The organism is Abyssogena phaseoliformis symbiont OG214, from assembly GCF_016592595.1.
GTDB lineage: Bacteria > Pseudomonadota > Gammaproteobacteria > PS1 > Pseudothioglobaceae > Ruthia.
Genome location: NZ_AP012977.1, coordinates 110,092 through 135,263, shown reverse-complemented (window position 1 = coordinate 135,263; position 25,172 = coordinate 110,092). Strand labels below are relative to the sequence as shown.

Genomic DNA, 25,172 nt, shown 5'->3' with positions numbered 1-25,172 from the left:
AAACAATCCTTAAATACCACTAAAAAAAACTTAGATTGATTGATGATAATAAAAATTTGTTTTATAAAAAACAAATTTGTGTCAATACGCTAGAAAATTTAAACGATTGGAGGAGGAATGTTTACTTTTGAGGAGAAAGAAGTATAAAAGGCATTAAAAATGAAAGCCACTGAAAGTGACTGAGGAGTGTAGCGCTCAAGAAACACAATTTTTTTATCAAAAGCCAAACATTAAACGCAGGTTATATTATATCATTCTGATAAATGTTCTACAGCGGACATATTCATCGATTTATCATCCACTGAGCAATACTCAATATTATCAGACATAGAAACATCACCAGCCAATGACATAAATACAAGCAAAACTAATGACAACAAAACTTTTATAATTTAATTATATCACAAAAAAATAGCTTGTAAGTCATTCAGAAAATCAAAGCCTTTTTCACTAGGTTGAATGCGTCTATCATTCAATTCAAGTAGTCCCAATGCTTGGGCCTTGTTTAATTGACACTCAATTGCTTGTATTGATTGTCCTGTTCTTAATGTAAATAAAGCCAAATCAAACCCATGCTTTAGCCTAAGCGCATTGAGCATAAAATCAAAGCTTAAATTTTCAATGGATTTGACTTGATTTTGCCTATTTTTTAGATAATCCTTTGGTGAGCGCGCCTTTGTCGTTCTAAATGAATAAGGCTCGTTTGAGCAGGTAATTTTTCCATGAGCACCAGCGCCTATACCAATATAATCACCAAATTGCCAATAATTTAGATTGTGCCTCGATGGTGTCTTTCCAAAAGCAGATACTTCGTAGCGTATATAACCATTTTTCTCTAATAAATTCACACCTCTATTGCCCATTTTAAAAATGTCATTATCATTTGGTAAAGTCGGTGGAAATTTGGCAAAATAAGTATTGGGCTCAATGGTTAATTGATAAAAAGAAATATGCTCAGGGTTTAAATTCACAGCTTGATTGATATCAGACAGGTAGTCGTCTAATGTTTGGTTTTCCAAGCCATACATAATATCAATATTAAAATGCTCAAAACCTACCTGCTTGGCTTTCTCACAAGCATAAATTGCTTCATCGGCATTATGAATACGACCCAATGATTTGAGATGCTGATCATTAAAAGACTGCACGCCAATTGAAAGTCGATTAATACCAATACGTTTAAATGCCTTGAACTTTTCAATCTCAAAAGTACCCGGATTAGTTTCTAGCGTAATTTCAATATCATCTGCAAATTTTAGTCTCGTTTTTAAACCAGAAAATAACTCAAAAAGCGCCTGCTCATTCATCAAACTGGGTGTGCCACCACCTAAGAAAATAGACTGAATGGAACGACCCTGGACATAATCTAAATCCTCATCAAGGTCTTTTAACAACGCCGTAATATAGCCACTTTGTTGATTGCCCTCATGCGAGTTGAAATCACAATAAGGACACTTTTTAACACACCACGGATAATGAATATACAACGCCAATGGTGGCAATTCTAATGCGCAACCCACTGATTTTTTTTGAGCGTTTTAAGTAGCGCTGATAAAGCCCTGCCTCGGTGAGAAATTTTGTTTTTTTCTACAGATGAGAGCTCAGCAGAAGTGCAATTACGGGTCGGCAAATAAAAAATTGGGTCATAACCAAAACCATTATCACCCATCCTTTCACGCAGTATTTCGCCCTCCCAGCTACGTTGGATGATAACGGGTGTTGGGTCATTTTCATGCTTAATAAAAACAATTGCGCACCAAAATCGTCCAGTTCTCTCACCCTCTGGCACATCCTTCATATCAGTTAATACTTTTTGAGTATTCGCCTCATCATCCCTATGACAATTCGCATAACGTGCAGAATAAATACCAGGGCTACCACCCCCCAGTGCATCTATCACAATACCTGAGTCATCAGCCAGTACTGGTAGTCCAGATTGTTCACTGGCATTTCGTGCTTTAATCAGTGCATTTTCAACAAAGGTTAGCCCTGTTTCTGGCACTTCTGCAACCTGCATATCTTGCATAGATACAACTTGGTAAATACTGCTTAACATGGCGTTAAACTCTTTGATTTTGCCTTGATTATTACTGGCAAGAATGATTTTTTTCATCGTGTATAATTTGACCTAATATTTAGATTGTATGGAACTCATTATGACTCAAGACGAAATGAAATTCGCTGTTGCACAAGCCACACTCAAGTACGTAGTAAAAAATACCATTATAGGCGTAGGCACTGGCTCTACTGCTAATTTTTTCATTGATGCACTGGCAAAAATAAAAAACGACATTAAAGGCGCTGTTGCAAGTTCTAAAGCAACTGCACAGCGATTAGAAGGCTATGGCATTAAAGTATTTGATCTTAATGAGGTAGAAGCTATTTCAGTTTATATTGATGGTGCAGATGAATCAGACGGTAGTCTAAATCTTATCAAAGGTGGTGGTGGTGCGCTCACGCGCGAAAAAATTGTAGCGGCGGCGGCTGATCAATTTATTTGTATTGCTGATGAATCAAAGTTAGTGACAATGTTGGGTAGCTTTCCACTACCTGTTGAAGTTATTCCAATGGCATCTAACTATGTCAAACATCAAATTAGTCAAAGAATTGGTGGAACACCTAAAGTTAGAGAAAATTTTGTCAGTGACAATGGTAACTCAATCCTTGATATTAAAAATTTGAAAATTACCAACCCCAAAGTAATGGAAACAGAATTAAACAGCATTACTGGAGTGGTGACTAATGGGCTTTTTGCTAATCGTGGTGCAGATGTTTTATTATTAGGCACGCCTAATGGCGTGAAAGTCGTAACTGTCTAATTGGATAAATTCTGATACAGATTTATCAACTGCTTTAAGCGCTCAATTCTGACTGTTAAGACATCAAACAAATCTCGCGACTGAGTGACAGATTTTGCTCGCTGATAACGAGTAACACCTTCGCTTAACTTACCTTGCAATACCAATGCTTTGGCGTTGTGAATATGTACGCGGTCTAACTTGCCAGCATTTACATATAAATATGAAAGCAACTTATGAGAATGATAAGTACCTATATTAAGTTTTAAATAGCGCTTTAATATACTAATACCCTTAGTGATTTTATTATTAGCTGCATAAGCTTTAGCTGCATAATATATGCTAGTTTCGTTGTCATTCGCTTTGGAGAAATATACTTGTGCCTTATCTATTTGTGTAAGTTTTGAATATATTCTACCTGCCAGAATATAAGTTGGATTGTCGTTATTTAGTTTCAAAAGTTGGTCAATATGATTTTTAGCCTGTCGATACTTTTGTTTTTCTAAAGCATCGTAAGCGTACATATACAAGTTGAGCGCTTTGTTTGTTTCCAATTTAACGCGCTTGTGTTGATGGTAATACAACTTGGCCTTAATGGTTAAATACTCAAATGAATCAGCTCGATAATCACCATGTTCTCTAGCAGAGCGTTGTATAGAATCAGAAATTCTGTTGATACTGAGTGGGTGGGTACGTAAAAATTCATTTGCACCTGAATTGTCTTTAAGTTTTTTAAAAAATTGCGCCATACCTTTAGGATCAAAGCCAGATTTTAATAGTATTTTAGTACCTATTCGATCCGCCTCCCACTCATGTGCACGGGTAAAATTAATACTTTGCTGTGCAATTGCTGCAACGCCAGAAACTGCAATAGTGGAATTATTCGCCAATACTGCAGCTAGCATACTGGCTAGCATTATATAAGTTTGTTTGCCCGTCTTCTCACTAAAACGAGCCAGATGGTTTTGAGTAACATGTGATATTTCATGAGAAAGAACACCTGCAAGCTCAGATTCAGAATCAGAACTGAGCAACATACCAGTATGCACACCAATATAACCATATGGGCCTGAAAAAGCATTAATACTATCATCATTCAGCATAAAAAAATCAAGATGCTTAGATGGATTTTCACTATAAGCAGACAATTCATGGCCTAACTTTTTTAAATAAACTTGGGTTTCAATATCGGCCACCACAGAACTGGTATCCCAAATAATTTTTAAAAATTCATTGCCTTGCTTTTGCTCCTGTAACGATTCAAATAAGACCAACTCAGGCACTTCTAATGCAGACGCAGGTAGAGCAATCAATGCCCACATTACTAAAAGTTTAATCATACACTTATTATATTTGACTCTTTACCGATGAACGACTAAAATAGCAAACTTATTAGTTATTTCTAATATATTAATTAAACTTTAAAAAATATTAAGGAGTCCACAAATGGCTGACGAAACTTTAGACGCATCAGGCTTAAACTGCCCACTACCAATTTTAAAAACTAAGAAAGCATTATCTAAGATGGATACTGGTAAGATCTTAGACGTAATTTCAACTGATACTGGTTCAGTAAAAGACATTGAAGCTTTTTGTAATCAAACAGGTAACAAACTTATATCCACCGTTGAAGAAAGTGGCAAATACATCTTCACCATTGAAAGGGCTTAAGTACTAATTATTTAACAGGAGAATCATTATGTCAAACAATAAAAAAATGACTATTATTGCCACTAAAGGAGCTTTTGATTGGGCTTTTCCGCCTTTCATTATTGCCTCTACTGGTGTTGCAATGGATAAAGAAGTCACCATCTTTTTTACCTTTTACGGGCTTAATCTTTTATTAAAAGACACCTCTAAATTGCGTGTCTCCCCTATAGGTAATCCAGCCATGCCAATGAAACTACCTTTTGGCCCTGAATGGCTACAAAAAATTGATTTCGGTCCAAAAATTCCAAATATCTTTTGGTCTTTGCCATTCACAGAATACTTAGCTACTTTTTTAATGAAAAAAACCATGAAGAAAAATGGCGTTGCCACGCTTGATGAGTTACGCTCTATGTGTCAGGAATTTGATGTTAAATTTATCGCTTGCGAAATGACCGTTGATTTATTTGGCTATAGTAAAGACGACTTCATTGATGGTGTTGAATTTGCAGGTGCGGCGACTTACTTTGAAGAATGTGATGGCTCAAATCATAACCTCTATATGTAATATATAGTTATTATTATCCATCAATAAAAAAAGAAACGGTATTATGTCCAATCTAAGCGCTGCCAGTCTCGCTCAATTGCAAGGGCATTTAGCTTGTCATCACCATGAACAACAATTGGATAATCTACCAATTCTAACATGGGTAAATCATTATACGAATCTGAATAAAAACTTGCGCCTTTGATGTTTTCGCCAGTCTCTTTCAGCCATTTATTAAGATGATTAATTTTGCCAGATTGAAAGCACGGCTCACCCTCAACTTTACCTGTATATTGACCTTCTTTAATTTCAGGGTTAGTGGCTAGTAAATGTTCAATCCCATATCTAGCCACAATGGGCGCAGTGACAAAGTGATTGGTGGCAGTAATCACCATTACAATGTCACCCTTAGCTTTATGTGCATCAACTGCTGCTTGAGCTTTAGGCAATAAAATTTGCTCAATCTTCTGGCTCATAAACTGCTGATGCCATTGATTTAATGTCTGTATAGAATATTGAGACAAAGGCATTAAGCAAAATTCTAAATACTCATTAATGTCTAATTTTCCAAGTGCATATTGGTCAAAAAAATACTGATTTTTGCTTTGATAAATACCTGCATCAACAGCACCAATTTCACTTAAAAACTTCCCCCAAAGAAAATCACTGTCTCCTTTAATCAGTGTTTTGTCTAAGTCAAAAATTGCAAGTGCCATTACGCCTCCTTAATACTAGCTAATATTTGCTCTATCCCATCAAACAAGGCAAAATAAATTTAAATCTTGTTGACTACTCTAATATAGCCTTGCTGTGCAAGCGGTTTAAACCAAGTGATGAGGGGCGACTAAAATGACACGCCCAGCAAAAAATTTAATGTGCTTGCCTTTTCTTGTTTGCACCAAAGTCAATACTTCCATCAGTTCATCAGCTGTGCCAAAACCGCCAGGAAAAAAGACACAAGCATCTGCATACTTAATCAAGATGACTTTGCGGGTAAAAAAATGCTCAAATAGCAAGCATTCGTCCAAATATGGATTGGGGGTTTGTTCCTTGGGTAATTAATATTAAGCCCGATACTACTTGATTTTCCATCAAATACGCCTTGATTTGTAGCTTGCATAATGCCAGGACCAGCACCCGTTAGTATATTAAACCCACTATCAGATAATAATTTACCCAATTGATACGCTTTTTTTGCTAAATCATGCTCTTGGTTAATTCTTGCAGAGCCAAAAATAGTGATATTTTTGCTAAAATTACCCAACAACTTAGCAGCATTAATCAGCTCTGATTTAACCACATCAATCTTCATAAGAATTTATTCCAATTTTGCAAATGCACGTCCAGCCGCATCAATGGTATTTTGAATGTCTGTATCACTATGAGCACTGGAAACAAAACCCGCTTCATAAACAGAGGGTGCCATATACACACTCTCTGCCAACATTAGGTGGTAGAATTTTTTAAACAATTCAACATTACATTGTGAAGTTTCTTTAAAGTTAGTCACTGATTGAGAATCGGTAAAAAACAGGCCAAACATACCGCCCACAACATTAGCAGTCATACCAATATTGCTTTCTTTGGCCTTGGCTAAAATACCCTTTGTTAACTTCTGAACTTTGGCATTTAAGGTGGTATAAAAATCCTCATCTTTTGACAATGCATTTAACATTGCCAAGCCTGCTGACATTGATATTGGATTGCCCGAAAGTGTTCCTGCTTGATAAACAGGCCCTAGTGGTGCAATCGATTGCATAATGTCACGCTTACCACCAAACGCACCCACTGGCAAGCCACCGCCAATCACCTTGCCCAATGTTGTTAAATCAGGTTTTACGTTATAAAATGCTTGTGCACCACCAAGCGCGACACGAAAACCTGTCATTACTTCATCAAAAATTAAAATAACCCCATGCTCATCACATAATTCACGTAATCCTTGCAAAAAACCGTCAGTGGGTGGAATGCAGTTCATATTGCCTGCCACAGGTTCAACGATAATACAAGCCGCTTCAGCGCCCACTTCACTTAGCACTTCGCGTACTTGGTCAATATTGTTGTATTCTAAAGTTAGTGTGTACTTTGCAAAATCTTCAGGCACGCCAGGTGAGGTTGGTACACCCAATGTCAAAGCACCAGAACCTGCTTTAACCAGTAATGAGTCAGAATGGCCATGATAACAACCTTCAAATTTGATAATTTTGTCTCTGCCCGTATGACCACGCGCTAAACGAATGGCACTCATGGTTGCTTCTGTGCCTGAACTGACCATACGAACCAGTTCAATTGAAGGCATTAACTCGCATACTTTTTCTGCCAATATTGTTTCAATCTGAGTAGGCGCACCAAAACCAAGGCCATTTTCCAAGGTGGCTTTAACAGCGCCAATAACCGCTTGATTGGCATGACCTAAAATCATTGGACCCCAAGAGGCAACATAGTCAATATACCTTTTACCATCCGCATCAAAAAGATAAGCACCCTCGCCACGGGTAAAAAAAATAGGGCTACCACCTACACCATTAAACGCCCTAACTGGTGAGTTCACCCCACCAGGAATGACATTTTTTGCTTGTGCAAATAAAGTTTCTGATTGATTCATGTCTTCTCCTGTTTTGTTAATAAACGAGCCTTATGCATTTTGGGTAATTTGTGGATATTGTTTTAAATGAACAATATGCGACCATACAATTAAAATACTATCCAATAATAACTTAATATTAACGGTGGTTTTTGACAGTTTAATGGCATGATAAATATCATCAAGTAGTTTAAATAAAAACTCAAATTTTACTGCCTTGATGACTTGATTAAGCTCAATCAGTCCGCCTTCTTGATGGATGGTTTTTAACCTGATTCCTTCAATAATAATATTTTGCAAACAATTTAAAACCACCAACTCATCACCTTCAAAATCTTTAATCTGTGTCACCATTAATGGATTAATGGCAATATTAAGTAACTGGTTTTGATAATTTTGATAATGGATAAAACTGCCATCAGACAACTCAGACAACACCTTAAATGGAACGCCATGTGTATTTTCTAATAACTGCGGAATATCAAAATCTGCATTTTGAGTTTTACCAATATGTTCAATTAACCACTGGCAAGTTTGCTGACCATACGCCGGTGCAATATGTATATTTTGACACCTTGATACAATCGTGGCTGGCAAATTTTCAACATGGTGCGCCAAAATAATAATGAGCGTATTTTCTCTAGGCTCTTCAAGGGTTTTTAACAAACCATTGGCGGCATTCATATTCATTTGATCGCCATAAAAAACAACCCCAATTTGTAATTGATCAGCAGTTTTGTTCAAAGCATCACAAAAAACACGCACTTGGTCAATACGAATATCCTTAGACCTGTTTTTGCTTTTTTCAACCATCTCTCCTGCGCGACAATAAACCATATTAGGATAATTTGAACGCCTGATTAATACAGGATAATCCAAATCCTCTCTAATATTGTCTTTTCTAATAATAACGTTATCTTTTAACAACACGCCCACTAATTGTTGCATGAGTTCAAATTTGCCAATTTTTTCAGCACCCGTAATCAATAATGCATGAGGCAGATGATCTTGATCAATCATCTTTTGTAGTTTAGACCATGCATTTGCGTGCCAAGGAAGATTCATAATGTTTGTAAAATGGTTTTGATTTGTTGAGTGGTCTGTTCAAGTGTTTTTGAAGCGTCAATGAGCTTAATCCGCTTGGGAAATTGCTTAGACCTCTCAATATAGCCATTTCTCACACGATTAAAAAAGTCATGTGTTTCAAGTTCAATTCTATCCTTGCGGCTTCTAGATTCAACCCGTGACATGCCTAGTGCAACTGGTACATCTAATAGTAAAGTCACATCAGGGGTAAAATCTTGCAACACCCATTTTTCCAAAAGTGTAATGAGCTCAACACTCAAACCTCTACCGCCGCCTTGATAAGCATACGAAGCGTCCGTAAAACGATCGCTCAACACCCAATCACCTTTTTCAAGCGCTGGCGTAATTTTAGTCTTAATATGCTCATTTCTAGCAGCAAACATTAATAATAATTCAGTATCAGCATGCATTGATTGGGTGTCAGTGCTTATTAATAATGTCCTGATTTTTTCACCTAACTCTGTGCCACCCGGTTCACGCGTTAAAATAACATTGATATTTTTTTTGGCTAAATAGTCACAAATAAAATCAATTTGTGTACTTTTCCCAGCACCATCAACGCCATCAATAGTGATAAATTTTCCTCTTTGCATGTCAGATATTTTATATAGATATTTATTGGTTTTTTAGGTACTTGTTGATATTGTCTTTATGCTGTTGATAGGTATTTGCAAAAGCGTGAGTGCCGTCCTTTTTAGCAACAAAATAAAGCGCATCACTCATGTATGGGTACCTGGCTACATATAACGAATCCGCACCTACTGAGGAGATTGGCCCTGGTAGCAAGCCTTTATTTCTATAGGTATTGTAAGGGCTTTTAAGTTTTAAATCTCGTTTTTTGAGTGGTTCTTGGTAATGTTCACCCAGTGCATAAACCGCACTTGGATCGGTTTGTAGGCGCATGATTTTTTGTAAGCGACGAATGAATACACCTGCAATTTTGAGTTTTTCTTGTGCATTAGCCGTTTCTTTTTCAATTAAAAAAGCAAGTACTAACGCTTGTTTAGAATTTTCCAAGGGAAGAGCGTCAGCCCTATTACGCCAAGCAAGTTCAAGTTTTTGACGCATTATCTGATGGGCTCTTTTAAACACACTAAGCATACTATCACCATAATTAATTTGATAAGTATCTGGCCAAAAATAGCCATCATGCGGATGGCTATGCTTAATTTCAATCATGATTTCTGTTAAAGTTTAACTAGATCTTAGCGCTCTCATATTAACCAGCTTTTGATAATAGTCATCAATAGTATTGCCCTCAATTAAGCTGGTACTTCTGGTCGCCACTTTTGCAGATATAAAATGATTCAACAAATTAATCACGCTCATATCCGCATTAATATCATAATAACCCGATTTAATTTTTAACTCAAGATTGAACGATTTGGCAAGTAGCCGCATAAAAATACTAGAGTTGATATAACCCAGATGCTCTAGATTATTTGCAGTTGAATAAAGGCTGGTCCCTTAAGGTATTTAGTACACACCTAAATTATTTGCCCAATACATCCAAAATAGCAAAAAAATTGCTACAAATACAACAATAAGCTTCAAATAAGATCGTTTTGATTTAAGCAAAACTGATGATGAGTGGTTATTTTTAGAGCGAGCAAAAGCACTGATTAATTGATTTGTGACTTGATGATGGCTAAATAGTTGCTGATTAATTTTAGCCACGGGCTTGATACCCATCACACTATTAGTAATAAATACTTCATCCGCTTCAAGTAGTTCAGTCAATGACAAAGAACAAGTTTCAAGTTGCAGACCTAATGCTTGTGCCAAATCAAAAACCACGGATCTTCGAGTGCCTTCAATACCACAATCAGTCAAACTGGGTGTAAAAATCACCTGATTGCGAATGGCAAAAATATTACCCTGAGTCACTGAAATGACCTGAGAATTTTCATCCAACATAATGCACTCTTGCACTTGCAATTCTGACCTTGCAAGGATTTGCTCCAAGCGGTTACAATGCTTAATCTCAGACAATAATTGATTACTTACGTAGCCACTAGAACACACACCCAACTCATATTGCCAAGGCAAATCAGGCATAGGAGAAACAATCACAATACGAGTTGGCTTAATGTTTTTCTCATAGCCATAGCCTCTTGTACTCTCACCACGAGAAAGTATGATTTTAACCACCGCCTGATCTAATTTGGAAATGCCAAGCGCTTTAGCAATTTCTTTAAGCCAAATAGCTTCACTCACTTGATGAATTTTTAACTTATCACAGCCTTTTTGTAGCCTTGAAAAATGCTTGGACCAAAATAACAATCTAGTATCTTCAATTAAACAAGTTTCAAACAAACCATCGCCAAATTGAACAAGGCGATTAAGCACATTGAGCTTGGTTTGTTTTTTCCCATTAATTAATAAGGCACTATTCATAAAATAACATTATAATTCAATGTATAAGGTTGCTATCTTGAGATATGAAAATCACTTAAAAATAAATTTTCATCATTTAACTCAATATCCTCATCAAAAAAAATAACGCAAGCCCAAAGTATTCATGAAAAAAACTGCTCGACAGTTTATTAACAATCTAACTGACAGTGCTAAAGATTTAGCCCCTATTATAGGTGTAATTGCTTTTTTCCAAATTGTTGTGCTTCAACAAAGCATTCCTAACTTAATGGATATTATAATTGGCACAGGGTTTGTTTTATTGGGTTTAACTTTATTCGTCTACGGACTCAAACTAGGACTGTTTCCTATTGGTGAAACACTGGCTTACAGTTTTGTCAAAAAAGGGTCAATTTTTTGGTTGCTTTTATTTGCCTTTGCCTTAGGGTTTGGCACCACAATAGCAGAACCTGCTCTTATAGCGGTGGCCAATGAAGCGGCTAAAGTGGCTCAACTGGGCGGCATTGTCAATACACAAATAGAACTCAATAGTTATGCGCAAACATTACGCTTTACTGTGGCTACCTCTGTGGGTCTAGCTGTGGTGATTGGCGTACTCAGAATTTTAAAAGGTTGGCCAATACAGTACTTAATTATTGGCGGCTATCTCCTAGTAATTGCTACGACTTTTTTTGCGCCAGACTTTATCATTGGCATTGCTTATGACTCGGGTGGTGTGACTACTAGTACCATTACTGTACCGCTACTCACTGCACTTGGCGTTGGCTTGGCAAGTTCAATTAGTGGCAGAAACCCGTTAACCGATGGCTTTGGCATGATTGCCATTGCCTCACTATTGCCCATTATTGCGGTGATGTTATTTGGTATATTGCTATGAGCCTAGTGGATAACTTTATCAGCATGTTTTGGGATGTGGCTCCTATTGCGGTGGTGTTATTTGGTTTTCAAATCATCATTCTTAGACAAAAAATACCACATTTAAAGAAGATTATTATTGGGTTTATTTTGGTGTGGATTGGACTCACTTTATTTATTGTTGGCTTAGAAAAAGCACTATTCCCCCTAGGAAAATTAATGGCAAACCAGCTTACATCAAGTAGTTTTATCGGTAGTGGTACACTTGGCTGGGGTGATTATTATTGGGTTTATATCTTTGCAGCCAGCATTGGTTTTGCCACAACCATTGCTGAACCGTCCTTATTAGCGGTTGCCATTAAGGCCAATCAAGTCTCTGGTGGTTTTATCAAAGTATGGCCCTTACGAATTACAGTTGCCGTTGGTGTGGCTGTGGGTATTGCCATCGGCAGTTTTCGCATTGTAGCTGGATTACCACTACATTATTTTATTATTGCTGGCTACGTTATTGTACTGATACAAACCTATTTTGCACCTAAAAATATTATTGCACTTGCTTATGATTCTGGTGGTGTCACCACATCCACCGTAACTGTACCACTGGTTGCAGCCCTTGGACTTGGACTTGCGAGTACAATTGATGGACGTTCTGCACTCATTGATGGTTTTGGTTTAATCGCCTTTGCCTCATTATTTCCCATTATGAGTGTAATGGCTTACGTACAAATTATGAAATTTTTAAAACAAGATAAAAAATAGGAGAGATTATGCACTTTAAACTGATTATCGCTTTTGTTGATTCTGACAAAACTGACAAAATACTTGAGGCTGCTAGAACAAAAGGCGCCACAGGCTCAACCATTATTTCTCAAGCACGAGGAGAGGGTCTCAAGCACAACAAAACATTTTTAGGACTCAATATTGAAACACCTAGAGACGTCTTATTATTACTCGTAGAACAGCACCTTTCTAGGGATATACTAGAAATAATTGCTGATACAGGTCACTTTGAATCCAACCCACAGGAAGGGATTGCGTTTCAAATCGATGTCGAGGATGCTGTTGGTGTCATACATCAAATTCATGCACTAGAACACACTATAGAGGAGAAAATATAATGACTAACAATACAACACCAACCCTAGTAAAAGATGTTATGTGGACACAAGTCGATATTGTTGATTCAAAATGCACCGTACAAAATGCACTTAATGACATGCAATATAAGAAAACTAAAATGCTTTTGGTTGATAAATCTCATGAATATGACGAATACGGCGTAGTACTGATTGCTGACATTGCCTCTAAAGTCATTGCCAAAGACCGAGCCCTTGACCGAGTAAATGTGTATGAAATTATGAATAAACCTGCCATCTCAGTTCGACCTGATATGGACATTCGCTATTGCGCAAAACTATTGACAAATTTTGGCTTGTCTCGTTGCCCGGTTTTAGATAATGGAAAAATTGTTGGCGTGGTTAGTTTAACCAGTATTGTCTTTAATGGTTTACGGGTTGTATAGTAAAAAAAATTTGCTAATTTAGCTAATTAGCTAAATTAGCAAATAATGATATATTCACTATTTTATTTTAACCTGCTAGAATGCAGAAATATTTTAATTTTAACAATAGGAAAGAGAAATGAGCAGAATTGTCAATCTAGTCAAATGGCTATTAATTATCATCGGCGCTATTACAACTTATTATGCTGTGTCATTACAAATTAAATATGATGGCGTGACTGGAAAGATTATTAGTGAAATGATTTCACCAAAACTACACCCCGATTCGATGGCCAAAGTCTATATGCCAATGGCAAATACTTTATTAGATACAGGTGATATTACCATGGCATCTGTTGTGCGTGTTAAAGTAGCTGATGATGTTTCAAATGAGGATGTAGAAGAGGCGATGGAAAGTATCGCAACTGCTGAAAGTGTTCGCTCTGTTGGTATGCTGCCACTTTCAGAAATGGTTGAAATTCAAACCAATTCAGAGGGCGTCACCAAAGGTCATCCAGATTTTAAAAGACAACGTTTCTTAAAAATTTACCAATATTGTTCACCGCGCACAGCCATGACTATGGTTGATCACTCAGATGCATTTTCAGCCTACTTGCCTTGCCGTATCGCACTTATTGAAGACAAGTCTGGGCAAAGATGGCTCTATACGCTAGACATGAATGCCATGATTTATGGGGGTGCGCCACTACCAAAGTACTTACTTGAAAAAGCACTAGCAGTTCAAGAAACCATGAATGCTATTCAAAATGGCGGCGCAGAGGGGGATTTTTAAAAACTATTGCAATACATAAAAACTTAAACTGACTTAAACATATAAAAAATGAAACCCGTTTATCACGAATTAGATTTTAATGTCACTTGCATTGACACGCAACACATACGCAAAGACTTTGTTGCTAGCTATTTAATCGAAGACAATGGACGGGCTGCTTTTATTGATACAGGCTGCTATCTTTCAGTGCCAAGCCTTTTAGCCACACTAGATGAAAAAAATATTAGCCGTAAAAGTGTCGACTATATTCTATTAACCCACATTCACCTAGACCATGCAGGTGGTGCAGGTGAACTTATCAAGCATTTACCTAATGCCATGGTTTATGTGCACGAATATGGCTATAAGCATTTAATTGACCCGTCAAAATTACGCGCAGGTGTTGTGCAGGTTTATGGCGAATTGTTTTTTAAGCAATTTTTAGGCAATTTAATCCCCATATCAAAACAACGCATCATCTTTGCCAAAGATAGTGATGAAATAACTCTAGGCAAGCGAATATTAAGATTTATCGACACACCAGGACATGCACGCCACCACGTCTGTATTTGGGATGAAAAATCACGTGGCATTTTTTCTGGTGATACACTTGGTGTGAGTTATCGAGAACTTGACACCAGCCAAAGTAAACTCATTTTCCCACCCACTACTCCCATACAATTTGACCCAGAAGTGTGGAAAAAAACCATCAATCAGATCATGGGTCTTAAGCCAAAATACGCTTATTTAACGCACTTTAACCGTATTGATTTTAGCCAAGATTCAGCCAATATGCTCATTGAACATATTAATGGATTTGTTAATATTGCCAACACCTTAAAAACACAACCTAATCGAGTTAAAGCTATTAAAGAAGCCCTTCTTAATTATCTATTAGCACTTGCTAGTAAACAAGGTGTAACGCTTGATGAACAACAACAAATCAAACTCTTTAAGGGTGATTTAGGAATTTGCGCCCAAGGTCTCAATGTTTGGCTTGAGCATCAAAACTAAATTAGAAAAAATAATTTTGTCGTATAATATAACCAATGATTTTTATAGAAACAACAATATTTAGCAAACTATTGAGAGAATATCTAAATGTTGATGAGTATCAACTACTAAAAAACATTTAATGCCAAATCCCAAAGATGGAAAAATAATCGTTGGCAGTGGTGGTGTGCGAAAATTGCGCTGGGGATTGAGTAACAAAGGTAAAAGTGGCGGTGTTCGAGTTATTTATTATTTTAAAGATACTCACTATCAAATTTGGCTTTTGACAATGTATGCTAAAAATAGACAAGCGAGTATTAGTGCCCGACGTGCTCAAAAAAATTAAACAGGGGGTAGACAATGAAAAATCGTGATCTAGGTTTAGAAATTTTGCAAGGTATTAAAGAAATTAAAGATTTCAACAAAGAAAAAAAGACGCTTAAAACTAGAGAGTTTAAGAAGGTGCCACCTGTGCATATTATTCGAAAAAAGCTAAACCTATCTCAATTTAACTTTGCTAATTTAATCGGCATTAGCGTTCGCACCATACAAGATTGGGAGCAAGGAAAAAGAAACCCAACAGGGTCTGCAAAATCCTTACTCAGAATTACTGAACAAAAACCAGAAATATTTACACAAACACACTAAAAAAGCACTTGCAATAAGCAACCATTTGTAAAAATTTAAGTACTAAACACTGGCTTTATCCAAAATAAATTGCGTTAATAGCGATACTGGACGACCTGTTGCACCTTTTTTATCACCACTTAGCCACGCCGTACCTGCAATGTCTAAATGTGCCCAGCAATAATCTTGGGTAAATCTGGATAAAAAACACCCGGCAGTAATAGAGCCTGCTTCACGCCCGCCAATATTTGCCATATCGGCAAAATTTGATTTCAGCAATTCATCATACTCATCTTCAATGGGTAGTTGCCACACGCCATCAAGCGCAGTTTTAGAAGCGTTGATAATATCAACAGCCAAATCTTGGTCATTACTCATAAGCCCAGAATTATGCTTACCTAATGCAATAATCACCGCACCTGTAAGCGTAGCAACGTCAATCACCACTTTTGGATCAAACTTCTTAACGTAAGTCAGTGCATCGCACAAAATCAAGCGCCCTTCTGCATCTGTGTTCAAAATTTCAATCGTTTGCCCTGACATAGACTTAACCACATCGCCAGGTTTGGAGGCATTGTGTGCTGGCATATTCTCAACTGCTGGCACCACAACAACTAAATTAATGTTTGGCTTAATTTGTGCAATAGCGCGCATTGTACCTAATACGCAAGCTGCGCCACACATGTCATATTTCATCTCATCCATGCTTGCACCAGGTTTAAGTGAGATACCGCCACTATCAAAAGTAACGCCTTTACCCACTAGTACAATCGGCTTTTCATTGCCATTACCTTGATAACTTAAACTAATGAGTTTTGGCAGCTCAATCGAGCCCTTAGAAACTGATAATAACGACCCCATGCCAAGTTTATCCATATCCGCCTCTTCTAAGACTTCACATTCAAGGTTAAACTCTTCAGCTAAGGACATGGCCGTATCTGCCAAATAGCTAGGTGTACAGACATTGGGTGGTAAATCCCCTAAATGGCGTGTTAAAGACATACCATCAGCAATTGCCTGACCTTGCATTAAGGCCTGTGTATTGTCTATACTAGATTGAACAGCAATGTGCTCAATGCTACTATTTAGCTTACTATCATCACCTATTTTTTGAACTTCATAAGTTGCATTACGCATTACCTTAGCAGTTGTTTTATGCACCCACGATTCATCAAAACCTTTAATTTCAATATTCTGAATCATTAAATTTTTAGCCTTAATCTCAGCAAGTACAACACTCACAGCGTTCAACGCTTTAACATAGTCCTTGGCATCTACAGGTGTATCACCAAGCCCAGCAACAATCACCTGTTTAGATTTAAAACCAGCAGCCAAACTTAACAACAGCACCTTTCCAGATTTAGACTCAAAATGATTAAGTTCAATTAATTTTTGAACATTTTCATCATCAAAAACCGTATCAGCATTAGAAAATACAACCACGCCATCACCCTCAAAATGCTGAATTGTTTCATTAATTAGTGAAAATTCCATCTCATTGCCTCATCAAAAAATATAATGTTCGTATTTTACCCAAAAAGGTAAAATTAATTGATTTATTTAACCAATTATTCATTATGTTTAAATTGCTACTTATCACAATTATCTTATTTGCTAACAGTGCTTTTGCAAACAAAGACACAATCATCAATAGTCTGTATCCATTTTTTGGCGCAATTGACAAACAAGATATTGTCAAAACGCCGTTTGGCGGTATTTTTGAAATCATTGTCCATGACCCTATTGCTTCTCTTTTAGTATCTGAAGATGGCCGTTATTTAATCCAAAACGATGTTGTTGATCTAACCACTAGACAATTAATGCCAATGAGTGGCAAGGTTAAATTGATTAAACAAAGCTTAATTAACACAATTAATGATACTGATAAAATCATTTACCCAGCAAAAAATGAAAAATACATCATTCATGTATTTACTGATGTTGATTGTCTATTTTGTAAAAAACTTCATTATGGTATAGGGCAGATGAATGATTTGGGTATTACCGTTAAATACCTCGCTTCGCCACTTACATCCTTGCATCCAACAGCACAAGGAAAAATGGAAAAAATTTGGTGTGCTGATGATCCAGCTAAAGCGATGGATGATTATAAGAAAAATAATATTATGCCCAACTCAAAAGCTTGTAATAACCCAGTGGCTGACCAATTGGCAATTTCTAAGCAACTTGGTGTGAATGGCACGCCTGCTATCTTCTTGAGTGATGGTACGCACTTACCTGGTTATGTACCACCTGCCATCTTATTACAAAAAATTAAAGCAACGATTGGCAAATAACACCACTAGAACTGTTGCACTGGAGGCGATTTATTCTGTCATTATCAACAAAAAATCGCTCAGTGCTTTTAACTACTCAGAAGATAGTGATATAGCCTTAATTAAATCTTTAGTTTTTGGTACGATTCGCTTTTATCATCAACTGAACGATATTGTCTCCAAACAATTAAAACATTCACTCAAAAAAGAAGACCTTGATATTCACTGCCTAATGCTCTTGGGTGCTTACCAACTACTTTATTCAAAGAATGCTACACATACCAGTATTTTTAAAACTGTTAATGTTGTTAATACACTCAGAACAAAAGCTTTAATGAACGCCACATTCAGGCAAGTTGACCGAGACAAAAAAATACTTCAACAACAAGTGCATTACTCACACCCAAGCTGGTTAGTTAAAAAAGTTAAGCGCGATTACCCAAATGACTTTGAAACAATTTTTAAACAAAACAACACCCAAGCACCTATGACCATTCGCGTGCACGTCTCGCTTAATTTAGACCATTATCAACAATAACTACAAGAAGACATCTCGTCTCAAAAACTCACCACAACACCACAAGCTTTAGTGCTGGATAAAGCCACTGCAGTATTCAACCTAACAAAGTTTGAACAAAGGGCTTGTTACGTCCAAGATGCATCAGCCCAATTATCTGCACCACTATTAAACCTAAAAAATACTGACTTAATCTTAGAGACTTGCAGTGTACCAGGCGGTAAAGCCACACACCTATGCGGGTTGGCACCACAATGAAAAGTTATTGCGCTTGATAATAATGATAAGCGACTCACAAAAGTCAGCCAAAATGCACAACGTCTTAAAATAACAAACATCCAAACAAAACTGGGCAGTGCACAGAACCAAGATTGGTGGGATGGTAACTGTTTGACAAAATTTTACTTGACGCACCTTGCTCAGCCACAGGCGTTATCCTGATATTAAACTTCTGCGCAAACCTAAAGACATCACCGCTTTAGTTGCTCTACAAAAAAATATTCTTGAAAACCTATGCCACCTGCTCAATCTTAAAGGCTGAAAATGAACAACAAATCAGCCATTTTTTAGACACTCATCATGATGCCAAAGAGGTAAAAATAAAACTAGATTGGGGTATTGATGCCACAATAGGCAGGCAACAACTGCCCACTAATAATTTTGATGGCTTTTATTACGCCAAAACCATAAAACTAACGTAAAACGAATTCAATTTACAAAAAAATCACTCTGCTTCGCAGACATTATCAACCTAGTTTATATCTTTACTTTTTCATCATTGTATAAGACCAAGCAAGTAGCTCACAGCACATGAATAAACTCACTTAGTTTCTGCTATTTAAGCGTCATTAGTTATACCTTTAATCCTTTAGGCACCGAACACTAAAGCCGAAACCCTTACTATCCAAATTACGAAGCACTTGGGCAAAGCTACTAAACAGATAACGGTACTAAGCATTAGCCCCAACCTCAGTAGAGCTCCACAAGTACGCACCCGAGTCTCGATTGAAAGAGCCGCCACCAGTTTGTCTCGGTCGTCCGCTAAGCGCACCTCAAATCCACTACCACCTCCTGACTGAAGTTTCGTGCCTGGGTTGGTTACCCACTGCACCTTCTAAAGTCGTCCAATCGCCATCCGAAGGAATATGCCAACCAGTGACACAAATGCCTTGCACTCCTTCCCGGTGTAGTTGAACCATTCATAGCACCTGCCCAATCGTACAATTTGCCATAGCTATTGGCATCGTTATTAACATCATCGTCATAACTCCAAGCGTTGCCAGTAGTGACTGCGTGTCTCATGTTTTCAACAGTCCAGGTTTGGCTGCCAATGGTGACAATACTGTAGGTAATACCACCTTGCGACCATGCCTTCAACAACATTGCCACTACTATCTACCTTTTCAGTACGAATTTTGTTGCTATGTTCTACCCAAGTAAATTCGCCTAAGTTCATCTTACTACTGGCTTTAAAAGGTGTGTCAGCAATGGTAAAATTGGAGAGTTGCTGTTTGTCATCAAATGACAACTTAAAACTTAATTTGCCATAGCTTTTACTGCTTGTGGTGGTGGTGTCTTCTTGTCCAAATTCAAAACTGATTAAAGGCGTGAGTTCAACCTCTATACCGAGAATGTTGCCTTTGATGTTGTTACCGATTTTAGCATCCCAAAAATAGTGCGTTCCTTGGTTGTCACCAGAGAGGTGATTTGATCTTGGAAGAAAGTGAGTTCTTTGCTGTTGCGTTTAACTCAGATGGTGGTTGAATCGTTTTGATGCTGTAATCTAACTCTTTTGAGTTAACTCCATGAATACTGATTTCAGTACGGCCAGAGCCAAACTGATTAAAAAACTGGTTGGCTTTGTCATTAATTAAACCTTCGGTTTTACTAATGGCTTTATTTTTTTAATTGATTGCTTAATCCTGTGGTAATTTTGTCGCCTAATTGGTTAACATTGTCTGAGTCTGTAGAACCTATGGCGTTACACGGACAGCGCCTGTCACTTCTTTGAGCAAGGTGGTGGCTTGGTTGTCTTTTTTAACAATGGCTGGATTGTTAAGATTGTGGGTGTATTCGGTGTTTAAGTCTAAGTAAGCAGATTTATCAAAGGTATTAACGGCTTACGCTTCAACAGCAAGTAAGAAGGTGAATATAGTCAGTGTAAGTGCACTGGGTTTGAAGGTTTTAGAACTTAGAGAGAACTCGGGGGAGGGGTACTTAAAAGCGGTTTAGAAACTAAAGAACTGGGGGTGGAGTATTTTTGAATGTGCTTGTTGCTAGATTTTGTGACATTGGGTACTTCTTTGTTTGAAAGTATTTTTTTAAAACTAGTGGTGGGCTATACTAATTTATGTCGGGTTCAGCAAGGAGTGTCCTTAATAAAAATATAACATCCTTTCTGACACAACTAAAGCGTATTTTACTTATAATGTAAATTCAAGTAAGAATAATACTTACTCTTTACCAAAAGATATTTTTTAACCATAGTGAGGGAAAAATAAAAAAAATATTACTCAGCATTGTAACACTTATGCTATTAACGCTAAACGCTCAAGCAGCAAATCAGAAATATGTGATTCACATTAGCACAGATGATGCTAGAACACAAAAAATTGTTTTAAATAACGCCGCCAATTTACAAAAACACTACGGTATTGACAATGTTGAGATTGTGGCTTATGGCCCTGGTTTAAGCCTATTAACCCAAAGCAATAAAAACACTGATCGTGTTGAATCCATGGCAATGAATAACATTACCTTTAGTGCTTGTCACAACACTATGAAAGCCATTAAGCGCAAAAAAGGCAAATTTCCAACCCTAACCAGATGGGGTTAACATTGTGCCCTCTGGCGTGGTTCGTATTGGGGAATTGCAACAACAAGGCTATTCCTACATTCGCACTTAATCTATAAAAAAAGCACTCAATGAGTGCTTTTTTTATAGATTAAGTATTATTTTTCTAAAGCAATATCCAACACTTCATCAATCCACTTCACTTGAATAACCTTAAGGTTACCTTTGATTTTCTCAGGTACTTCGGACAATTCACGCTCATTATTATCAGGGATAATCACCGTTTTAATGCCACCACGTAGTGCGGCTAACATTTTCTCCTTCAGTCCCCCAATTGGGGTGACTTCACCTCGAAGGGTAATCTCGCCTGTCATAGCAACATCGGCTTTAACTTTTCTACCTGTGAGCACTGATACCAGTGCCGTAGTCATCGCTGCACCTGCACTAGGTCCATCTTTTGGTGTTGCGCCATCAGGCACATGGATATGGATATCCAGTTTCTCGTCAAAATTCTCATCAATACCAAATTTCTTGGCCCTGCTTCTAACCACAGATTTTGCTGCTTGGATTGATTCTTGCATGACATCGCCTAATTGGCCTGTGTAGTTGAGTTTGCCTTTGCCTTTATAAGCCGTCGCCTCAATGGTTAATAAGTCCCCACCCACCGAAGTCCAAGCAAGCCCTGTTACTTCGCCTACTTGATTATTTTGTTCAGCCAGTCCAAAACGAAACCTCCTCACGCCTAAATATTTTTCCAAGCTTTTAACGTCAATATTGGCTTTGGTTTTGCGTTTTTTTAACACCACTTCTTTAACCACCTTTCGACAAATGGTGCTAATCGTCCTACTCAAACCACGCACACCTGCTTCACGCGTGTAATAACGAATAATATCTAAAATAGCACCATCTTGAAACTTAATTTCACTATCCTTAATGCCATTGCCATCCATTGCTTTTTTAATTAAATGGCGCTTGGCAATCTCAACTTTTTCATCTTCGGTATAGCCAGACAGTTCAATAATTTCCATTCTGTCTAAAAGCGGCTGTGGCAAATCAAGTGAGTTGGCAGTTGCCACAAACATCACTTGTGATAAGTCATAATCGACTTCTAAATAATGGTCATTAAAGGTGTGATTTTGCTCTGGGTCTAATACCTCTAACATCGCCGAAGAAGGGTCGCCACGATAGTCACTTGCCATTTTTTCAATTTCATCTAACAAAAAAAGCGGATTCTTAACCTTTACTTTTTGCATTTTTTGTATGATTGAACCTGGCATAGCGCCAATATAAGTACGCCTATGGCCACGAATTTCTGCCTCATCTCGAACACCGCCAAGCGCCATGCGAACATATTTACGATTAACTGCTCTAGCAATAGATTCACCTAGAGAGGTTTTACCCACGCCTGGAGGGCCTACCAAGCACAAAATATTAGCCTTATTATGAGTCACACGTGTTTGTACTGCTAAATGTTCTAAGATGCGTTCTTTAACTTTATCCAAGCCATAGTGATCATCATCAAGAATTTTTTGCGCCTTATTAAGATCCTTGTTAATAACGGTTTTCTTTTTCCATGGCGTATCGCACAAGTTTTCAATATAAGTACGAATAATAGAGGCATCAGATGAGTGTGACGACATGCGTGAAAGTTTCTTTAACTCACTTTGTGCTTTTTCCTTGGCCTCTTTTGACATCTTAGCCTTATTAATACTGGCTTGTAATTCCTCAATTTCATTTTCATCTTCAGCTTGGCCCAGCTCTTTTTGAATGGACTTCATTTGTTCATTCAAATAATAATCACGCTGATTAGACTCCATTTGCTTACGCACGCGTGATTGAATTTTCTTCTCAGTGCCCAGTACATCAATCTCACCTTGAATGACTGATAAGATTTTATTAAGCCTATCTTGAGCATTGTCATCCCCTAACAAGGCTTGTTTCTCAGACACCTTAAGGTTTAGATTGGCAATAATTACATCACTAAAACGCTCAACATCGCTCACTTCTTGCAACACTTTGAGTACCTCTTCTGGCACTCTTTTATTTAACTTAATATAGTTCTCAAAGCCGTCTAGCGCCAAGCGCATCATGGCTTTTATTTCAGTATCGTTATTTGACTTTAAGCTAAATTCACTTAAACTCACCTCAGAAAAACCATCAACTTGTACAATTTGTTCAACTTTAGCGCGCCTGACTCCTTCCACCAAAACCTTGATGGTACCATCGGGTAATTTTAACATTTGCAAAATAGTCGCTAACGTGCCCACTTGATGCAAATCATCACCCAAAGGCTCTTCTACCCTATCATCTTTTTGAGTCACCAAAAAAATGTATTTATTGGTACCCATTGCTTGCGTTATTGCATTAACAGAAGTCTTTCTGCCAACAAATAATGGCATAACGGTATGTGGAAAAACCACCACATCTCTTAAAGGCAATAGTGGAATATTACCTTTACTTAAATCAATTTGTTCGTTGGTGAGCTCTGTTCCCATAGCAATGTAACGCCTTTGAAGTTTAGTAATTTAGATAGATAGTGCTTAGTAACAAAGATTTCAAGTACCCAAGCCCCAAAATCATCCACTTTTTCATGATGGATATGCCCAATATCATGAATGTTACTACGAATATAGGCACTATTAACATCCAAGCGAATTTTTGCGTGAGTCATCATACCACTAAGCTGCTCGGCTAAAGCTTGATGAAGAAAATCGATGCCTTGTCCTGTTTGCGCTGAAAGCCAAACTCGATAAATATGTCCATGTTCATCACGATCCATACGTGGCACAAAATTATCCAAACAATCAATTTTGTTCATCATCAATATACTTGGGATGTTGCTTGCACCAATCTCAAAAATAATATCTTCAACTTGAGCAATTTTCTCAATATTATATTCATCAGCCGCGTCAACAATGTGCAATAAAACATTAGCGCGCTTAGTTTCCTCTAATGTGGACTTAAACGCATCAACAAGGCCATGAGGCAAATCTTGAATAAAACCTACGGTATCAGCAATCACCGCCTCTCCAGACGCAGGCAATATCACACGTCTAATGGTTGAATCAAGGGTTGCAAAAAGTTGATTATTGGCAAAGACTTGTGCATTGGTTAGAGCATTAAACAAAGTTGATTTGCCTGCATTGGTATAGCCCGCTAAAGCAATCATAGGCAATTCATTTTTAGTACGTGATTTTCTGCCTAAATCACGCTGTTTGTGTACTTTGTCCAATCGCTTGGTAATATTTTTAATGCGCACAGCGATTAGTCGTTTATCGGTTTCTAACTGAGTTTCACCAGGACCACGTAGCCCAATGCCGCCTTTTTGACGCTCAAGATGTGTCCAGCCACGAACTAAGCGTGTTGATAAGTGCCTAAGTTGCGCCAACTCTACTTGCAACTTACCTTCAAAAGAACTGGCACGTAAAGCAAAGATATCTAAGATTAATCCCGTTCTATCCATCACTTGACACTTTAGAGATTTTTCTAAATTGCGCTCTTGCGAGGGTGATAATTCAGGAGAAAAAATCACCAAATCCAATGACAAATCCTCTACCATTATTGTAATTTCTTTAACCTTGCCTGTGCCAATAAAAAACCGAGCTAAGGCTGAGTTGCGACTTACTTTAATGGTTTTAACGATATCCAAACCTGATGACTCAGCCAGTTCTTTAAATTCAGCTTGGGCATTGTGCAATTGTCTATTACTTGGTAATTCAACATACACTAAAAGTGTTCTTTCGCCTTTGCCAACGGCGACGTCTTTTTGTTGTTCAAATAATGCCAATTAAAGCCTTCG

The 25,172-nt window shown here is 37.5% G+C and carries 32 protein-coding genes and 1 pseudogene; 16 read left to right on the top strand and 17 right to left on the bottom strand.

Annotation, left to right across the window (positions count from 1 at the left end):
• Positions 1-251 precede the first annotated feature (251 nt).
• The 3 genes from CVPH_RS10595 to rdgB are packed head-to-tail and all read right to left on the bottom strand — an operon-like array spanning position 252 to position 2,113.
• Positions 252-380: a hypothetical protein gene (locus CVPH_RS10595; protein WP_281064649.1), complete on the bottom strand. Its 129-nt coding sequence runs from the start codon at positions 378-380 to the stop codon at positions 252-254.
• A gap of 21 nt (positions 381-401) precedes the next feature.
• A complete protein-coding gene (gene hemW / locus CVPH_RS00805; RefSeq protein ID WP_201341659.1) occupies positions 402-1,520 on the bottom strand; it encodes a radical SAM family heme chaperone HemW in 1,119 nt (372 codons plus the stop codon).
• Positions 1,505-2,113, bottom strand: a complete 609-nt coding sequence (gene rdgB / locus CVPH_RS00800; protein ID WP_201341658.1) for an RdgB/HAM1 family non-canonical purine NTP pyrophosphatase — start codon at positions 2,111-2,113, stop codon at positions 1,505-1,507. Before rdgB ends, hemW begins: the two co-directional genes overlap by 16 nt.
• A gap of 43 nt (positions 2,114-2,156) precedes the next feature.
• Here rdgB and rpiA point away from each other — a divergent pair, with 43 nt between their 5' ends.
• Positions 2,157-2,819 carry a ribose-5-phosphate isomerase RpiA gene (gene rpiA, locus CVPH_RS00795; RefSeq protein WP_201341657.1) on the top strand — a complete coding sequence of 221 codons (663 nt, stop codon included), beginning with the start codon at positions 2,157-2,159 and terminating at the stop codon, positions 2,817-2,819.
• Here rpiA and CVPH_RS00790 read toward each other — a convergent pair.
• Positions 2,816-4,138 (bottom strand): M48 family metalloprotease, encoded by a 1,323-nt coding sequence (locus CVPH_RS00790; RefSeq protein ID WP_201341656.1) that lies wholly within the window; start codon positions 4,136-4,138, stop codon positions 2,816-2,818. The two genes, rpiA and CVPH_RS00790, sit on opposite strands and share 4 nt — an antisense overlap.
• Before the next feature lie 106 nt (positions 4,139-4,244).
• Here CVPH_RS00790 and CVPH_RS00785 point away from each other — a divergent pair, with 106 nt between their 5' ends.
• Both CVPH_RS00785 and CVPH_RS00780 read left to right on the top strand, forming a co-directional pair.
• Entirely contained in the window at positions 4,245-4,469 is a 225-nt protein-coding gene (locus CVPH_RS00785) for a sulfurtransferase TusA family protein (RefSeq protein ID WP_201341655.1), read from the top strand.
• A gap of 28 nt (positions 4,470-4,497) precedes the next feature.
• Positions 4,498-5,013, top strand: a complete 516-nt coding sequence (locus tag CVPH_RS00780; protein ID WP_201341654.1) for a DsrE/DsrF/DrsH-like family protein — start codon at positions 4,498-4,500, stop codon at positions 5,011-5,013.
• A 41-nt stretch (positions 5,014-5,054) separates the two neighbouring features.
• Here the strand turns inward: CVPH_RS00780 and CVPH_RS00775 are convergent, their stop codons facing one another.
• From CVPH_RS00775 to pabC, 8 genes and pseudogenes are all read right to left on the bottom strand, one after another.
• Positions 5,055-5,708: a histidinol-phosphatase gene (locus CVPH_RS00775; RefSeq protein WP_201341653.1), complete on the bottom strand. Its 654-nt coding sequence runs from the start codon at positions 5,706-5,708 to the stop codon at positions 5,055-5,057.
• Positions 5,709-5,813: 105 nt separating this feature from the next.
• Entirely contained in the window at positions 5,814-6,008 is a 195-nt protein-coding gene (locus CVPH_RS09890) for an LOG family protein (RefSeq protein ID WP_245396169.1), read from the bottom strand.
• Positions 5,969-6,304, bottom strand: coding sequence for an SLOG cluster 4 domain-containing protein (locus CVPH_RS00770; protein ID WP_225879739.1), 336 nt, complete (start codon positions 6,302-6,304; stop codon positions 5,969-5,971). Before CVPH_RS00770 ends, CVPH_RS09890 begins: the two co-directional genes overlap by 40 nt.
• A gap of 6 nt (positions 6,305-6,310) precedes the next feature.
• On the bottom strand, positions 6,311-7,597 hold the full coding sequence (gene hemL / locus CVPH_RS00765) for a glutamate-1-semialdehyde 2,1-aminomutase (RefSeq protein WP_201341652.1): 1,287 nt from the start codon (positions 7,595-7,597) through the stop codon (positions 6,311-6,313).
• Between the two features lie 30 nt (positions 7,598-7,627).
• Positions 7,628-8,641, bottom strand: a complete 1,014-nt coding sequence (locus CVPH_RS00760) for a DNA polymerase III delta subunit-related protein (RefSeq protein WP_201341651.1) — start codon at positions 8,639-8,641, stop codon at positions 7,628-7,630.
• On the bottom strand, positions 8,638-9,255 hold the full coding sequence (gene tmk / locus CVPH_RS00755) for a dTMP kinase (protein WP_201341650.1): 618 nt from the start codon (positions 9,253-9,255) through the stop codon (positions 8,638-8,640). Before tmk ends, CVPH_RS00760 begins: the two co-directional genes overlap by 4 nt.
• A 22-nt stretch (positions 9,256-9,277) precedes the next feature.
• Positions 9,278-10,117: pseudogene (gene mltG / locus CVPH_RS00750) on the bottom strand (endolytic transglycosylase MltG); the annotation flags it as partial.
• Between the two features lie 21 nt (positions 10,118-10,138).
• Positions 10,139-11,059, bottom strand: coding sequence for an aminodeoxychorismate lyase (gene pabC / locus CVPH_RS00740; protein WP_201341648.1), 921 nt, complete (start codon positions 11,057-11,059; stop codon positions 10,139-10,141).
• A gap of 124 nt (positions 11,060-11,183) precedes the next feature.
• Between pabC and CVPH_RS00735 the strand changes: the two genes are divergently transcribed.
• From CVPH_RS00735 to relB, 8 genes are all read left to right on the top strand, one after another.
• Positions 11,184-11,915, top strand: a complete 732-nt coding sequence (locus CVPH_RS00735) for a DUF1538 domain-containing protein (protein ID WP_201341647.1) — start codon at positions 11,184-11,186, stop codon at positions 11,913-11,915.
• Positions 11,912-12,652, top strand: a complete 741-nt coding sequence (locus CVPH_RS00730) for a DUF1538 domain-containing protein (RefSeq protein WP_201341646.1) — start codon at positions 11,912-11,914, stop codon at positions 12,650-12,652. Before CVPH_RS00735 ends, CVPH_RS00730 begins: the two co-directional genes overlap by 4 nt.
• Positions 12,653-12,660: 8 nt before the next feature.
• Positions 12,661-13,011: a P-II family nitrogen regulator gene (locus tag CVPH_RS00725; protein WP_201341645.1), complete on the top strand. Its 351-nt coding sequence runs from the start codon at positions 12,661-12,663 to the stop codon at positions 13,009-13,011.
• Positions 13,011-13,415, top strand: a complete 405-nt coding sequence (locus CVPH_RS00720) for a CBS domain-containing protein (RefSeq protein ID WP_201341644.1) — start codon at positions 13,011-13,013, stop codon at positions 13,413-13,415. The genes CVPH_RS00725 and CVPH_RS00720 overlap by 1 nt, the downstream gene beginning before the upstream one ends.
• 118 nt (positions 13,416-13,533) lie before the next feature.
• Entirely contained in the window at positions 13,534-14,187 is a 654-nt protein-coding gene (locus tag CVPH_RS00715) for a DUF302 domain-containing protein (RefSeq protein ID WP_201341643.1), read from the top strand.
• Positions 14,188-14,235: 48 nt separating this feature from the next.
• On the top strand, positions 14,236-15,180 hold the full coding sequence (locus tag CVPH_RS00710; RefSeq protein WP_201341642.1) for an MBL fold metallo-hydrolase: 945 nt from the start codon (positions 14,236-14,238) through the stop codon (positions 15,178-15,180).
• A gap of 121 nt (positions 15,181-15,301) precedes the next feature.
• The gene (locus tag CVPH_RS09885; protein WP_225879738.1) at positions 15,302-15,505 is read left to right on the top strand and encodes a type II toxin-antitoxin system RelE/ParE family toxin; all 204 of its coding nucleotides are present in this window, start codon (positions 15,302-15,304) and stop codon (positions 15,503-15,505) included.
• Positions 15,506-15,519: 14 nt separating this feature from the next.
• Positions 15,520-15,807 carry a type II toxin-antitoxin system RelB family anti-toxin transcriptional regulator gene (relB, locus tag CVPH_RS00700; RefSeq protein WP_201341641.1) on the top strand — a complete coding sequence of 96 codons (288 nt, stop codon included), beginning with the start codon at positions 15,520-15,522 and terminating at the stop codon, positions 15,805-15,807.
• Between the two features lie 42 nt (positions 15,808-15,849).
• Here relB and CVPH_RS00695 read toward each other — a convergent pair whose 3' ends face one another.
• The gene (locus tag CVPH_RS00695) at positions 15,850-17,280 is read right to left on the bottom strand and encodes a leucyl aminopeptidase (RefSeq protein WP_201341640.1); all 1,431 of its coding nucleotides are present in this window, start codon (positions 17,278-17,280) and stop codon (positions 15,850-15,852) included.
• Positions 17,281-17,363: 83 nt separating this feature from the next.
• On the opposite strand from CVPH_RS00695, the gene CVPH_RS00690 reads away from it, so the two are divergent.
• From CVPH_RS00690 to CVPH_RS09865, 4 genes are all read left to right on the top strand, one after another.
• On the top strand, positions 17,364-18,083 hold the full coding sequence (locus CVPH_RS00690) for a DsbC family protein (protein ID WP_201341639.1): 720 nt from the start codon (positions 17,364-17,366) through the stop codon (positions 18,081-18,083).
• Positions 18,073-18,600 carry a transcription antitermination factor NusB gene (locus CVPH_RS09880; RefSeq protein WP_225879737.1) on the top strand — a complete coding sequence of 176 codons (528 nt, stop codon included), beginning with the start codon at positions 18,073-18,075 and terminating at the stop codon, positions 18,598-18,600. Before CVPH_RS00690 ends, CVPH_RS09880 begins: the two co-directional genes overlap by 11 nt.
• 51 nt (positions 18,601-18,651) lie before the next feature.
• Complete coding sequence (locus CVPH_RS09875) at positions 18,652-18,837, top strand: hypothetical protein (RefSeq protein WP_225879736.1); 186 nt, start codon at positions 18,652-18,654, stop codon at positions 18,835-18,837.
• A gap of 245 nt (positions 18,838-19,082) precedes the next feature.
• Positions 19,083-19,280, top strand: a complete 198-nt coding sequence (locus tag CVPH_RS09865) for a hypothetical protein (protein WP_225879735.1) — start codon at positions 19,083-19,085, stop codon at positions 19,278-19,280.
• A 360-nt stretch (positions 19,281-19,640) separates the two neighbouring features.
• On the opposite strand, the gene CVPH_RS00680 is transcribed toward CVPH_RS09865, so the two are convergent.
• Together CVPH_RS00680 and CVPH_RS00675 are read right to left on the bottom strand one after the other, a co-directional pair.
• The gene (locus CVPH_RS00680) at positions 19,641-19,778 is read right to left on the bottom strand and encodes a hypothetical protein (protein WP_201340796.1); all 138 of its coding nucleotides are present in this window, start codon (positions 19,776-19,778) and stop codon (positions 19,641-19,643) included.
• A 107-nt stretch (positions 19,779-19,885) separates the two neighbouring features.
• Entirely contained in the window at positions 19,886-20,107 is a 222-nt protein-coding gene (locus tag CVPH_RS00675) for a hypothetical protein (protein ID WP_201340797.1), read from the bottom strand.
• Positions 20,108-21,109: 1,002 nt separating this feature from the next.
• On the opposite strand from CVPH_RS00675, the gene CVPH_RS00670 reads away from it, so the two are divergent.
• Positions 21,110-21,415: a DsrE family protein gene (locus CVPH_RS00670; protein WP_225879734.1), complete on the top strand. Its 306-nt coding sequence runs from the start codon at positions 21,110-21,112 to the stop codon at positions 21,413-21,415.
• Between the two features lie 116 nt (positions 21,416-21,531).
• On the opposite strand, the gene lon is transcribed toward CVPH_RS00670, so the two are convergent.
• Both lon and hflX read right to left on the bottom strand, forming a co-directional pair.
• Positions 21,532-23,868 (bottom strand): endopeptidase La, encoded by a 2,337-nt coding sequence (gene lon, locus CVPH_RS00665; RefSeq protein ID WP_201341638.1) that lies wholly within the window; start codon positions 23,866-23,868, stop codon positions 21,532-21,534.
• On the bottom strand, positions 23,832-25,160 hold the full coding sequence (hflX, locus tag CVPH_RS00660) for a ribosome rescue GTPase HflX (RefSeq protein WP_201341637.1): 1,329 nt from the start codon (positions 25,158-25,160) through the stop codon (positions 23,832-23,834). Before hflX ends, lon begins: the two co-directional genes overlap by 37 nt.
• Positions 25,161-25,172 lie beyond the last annotated feature (12 nt).

What these genes read in the sequence shown, in the direction of transcription:
- CVPH_RS00720 (WP_201341644.1), top strand. Translation starts at nt 13,011, where the DNA reads ATGACTAACAATACAACACCAACCCTAGTAAAAGATGTTATGTGGACA.
- CVPH_RS00715 (WP_201341643.1), top strand. Translation starts at nt 13,534, where the DNA reads ATGAGCAGAATTGTCAATCTAGTCAAATGGCTATTAATTATCATCGGC.
- CVPH_RS00730 (WP_201341646.1), top strand. Translation starts at nt 11,912, where the DNA reads ATGAGCCTAGTGGATAACTTTATCAGCATGTTTTGGGATGTGGCTCCT.
- CVPH_RS00735 (WP_201341647.1), top strand. Translation starts at nt 11,184, where the DNA reads ATGAAAAAAACTGCTCGACAGTTTATTAACAATCTAACTGACAGTGCT.
- CVPH_RS00710 (WP_201341642.1), top strand. Translation starts at nt 14,236, where the DNA reads ATGAAACCCGTTTATCACGAATTAGATTTTAATGTCACTTGCATTGAC.
- CVPH_RS00690 (WP_201341639.1), top strand. Translation starts at nt 17,364, where the DNA reads ATGTTTAAATTGCTACTTATCACAATTATCTTATTTGCTAACAGTGCT.
- CVPH_RS00680 (WP_201340796.1), bottom strand. Translation starts at nt 19,778, where the DNA reads ATGGTTCAACTACACCGGGAAGGAGTGCAAGGCATTTGTGTCACTGGT.
- CVPH_RS00725 (WP_201341645.1), top strand. Translation starts at nt 12,661, where the DNA reads ATGCACTTTAAACTGATTATCGCTTTTGTTGATTCTGACAAAACTGAC.
- relB (WP_201341641.1), top strand. Translation starts at nt 15,520, where the DNA reads ATGAAAAATCGTGATCTAGGTTTAGAAATTTTGCAAGGTATTAAAGAA.
- CVPH_RS00785 (WP_201341655.1), top strand. Translation starts at nt 4,245, where the DNA reads ATGGCTGACGAAACTTTAGACGCATCAGGCTTAAACTGCCCACTACCA.
- CVPH_RS00670 (WP_225879734.1), top strand. Translation starts at nt 21,110, where the DNA reads ATGCTATTAACGCTAAACGCTCAAGCAGCAAATCAGAAATATGTGATT.
- pabC (WP_201341648.1), bottom strand. Translation starts at nt 11,059, where the DNA reads ATGAATAGTGCCTTATTAATTAATGGGAAAAAACAAACCAAGCTCAAT.
- CVPH_RS00775 (WP_201341653.1), bottom strand. Translation starts at nt 5,708, where the DNA reads ATGGCACTTGCAATTTTTGACTTAGACAAAACACTGATTAAAGGAGAC.
- CVPH_RS09885 (WP_225879738.1), top strand. Translation starts at nt 15,302, where the DNA reads ATGCCAAATCCCAAAGATGGAAAAATAATCGTTGGCAGTGGTGGTGTG.
- lon (WP_201341638.1), bottom strand. Translation starts at nt 23,868, where the DNA reads ATGGGAACAGAGCTCACCAACGAACAAATTGATTTAAGTAAAGGTAAT.
- CVPH_RS00790 (WP_201341656.1), bottom strand. Translation starts at nt 4,138, where the DNA reads ATGATTAAACTTTTAGTAATGTGGGCATTGATTGCTCTACCTGCGTCT.
- CVPH_RS00695 (WP_201341640.1), bottom strand. Translation starts at nt 17,280, where the DNA reads ATGGAATTTTCACTAATTAATGAAACAATTCAGCATTTTGAGGGTGAT.
- CVPH_RS00760 (WP_201341651.1), bottom strand. Translation starts at nt 8,641, where the DNA reads ATGAATCTTCCTTGGCACGCAAATGCATGGTCTAAACTACAAAAGATG.
- rdgB (WP_201341658.1), bottom strand. Translation starts at nt 2,113, where the DNA reads ATGAAAAAAATCATTCTTGCCAGTAATAATCAAGGCAAAATCAAAGAG.
- CVPH_RS00780 (WP_201341654.1), top strand. Translation starts at nt 4,498, where the DNA reads ATGTCAAACAATAAAAAAATGACTATTATTGCCACTAAAGGAGCTTTT.
- hemL (WP_201341652.1), bottom strand. Translation starts at nt 7,597, where the DNA reads ATGAATCAATCAGAAACTTTATTTGCACAAGCAAAAAATGTCATTCCT.
- tmk (WP_201341650.1), bottom strand. Translation starts at nt 9,255, where the DNA reads ATGCAAAGAGGAAAATTTATCACTATTGATGGCGTTGATGGTGCTGGG.
- CVPH_RS00770 (WP_225879739.1), bottom strand. Translation starts at nt 6,304, where the DNA reads ATGAAGATTGATGTGGTTAAATCAGAGCTGATTAATGCTGCTAAGTTG.
- rpiA (WP_201341657.1), top strand. Translation starts at nt 2,157, where the DNA reads ATGACTCAAGACGAAATGAAATTCGCTGTTGCACAAGCCACACTCAAG.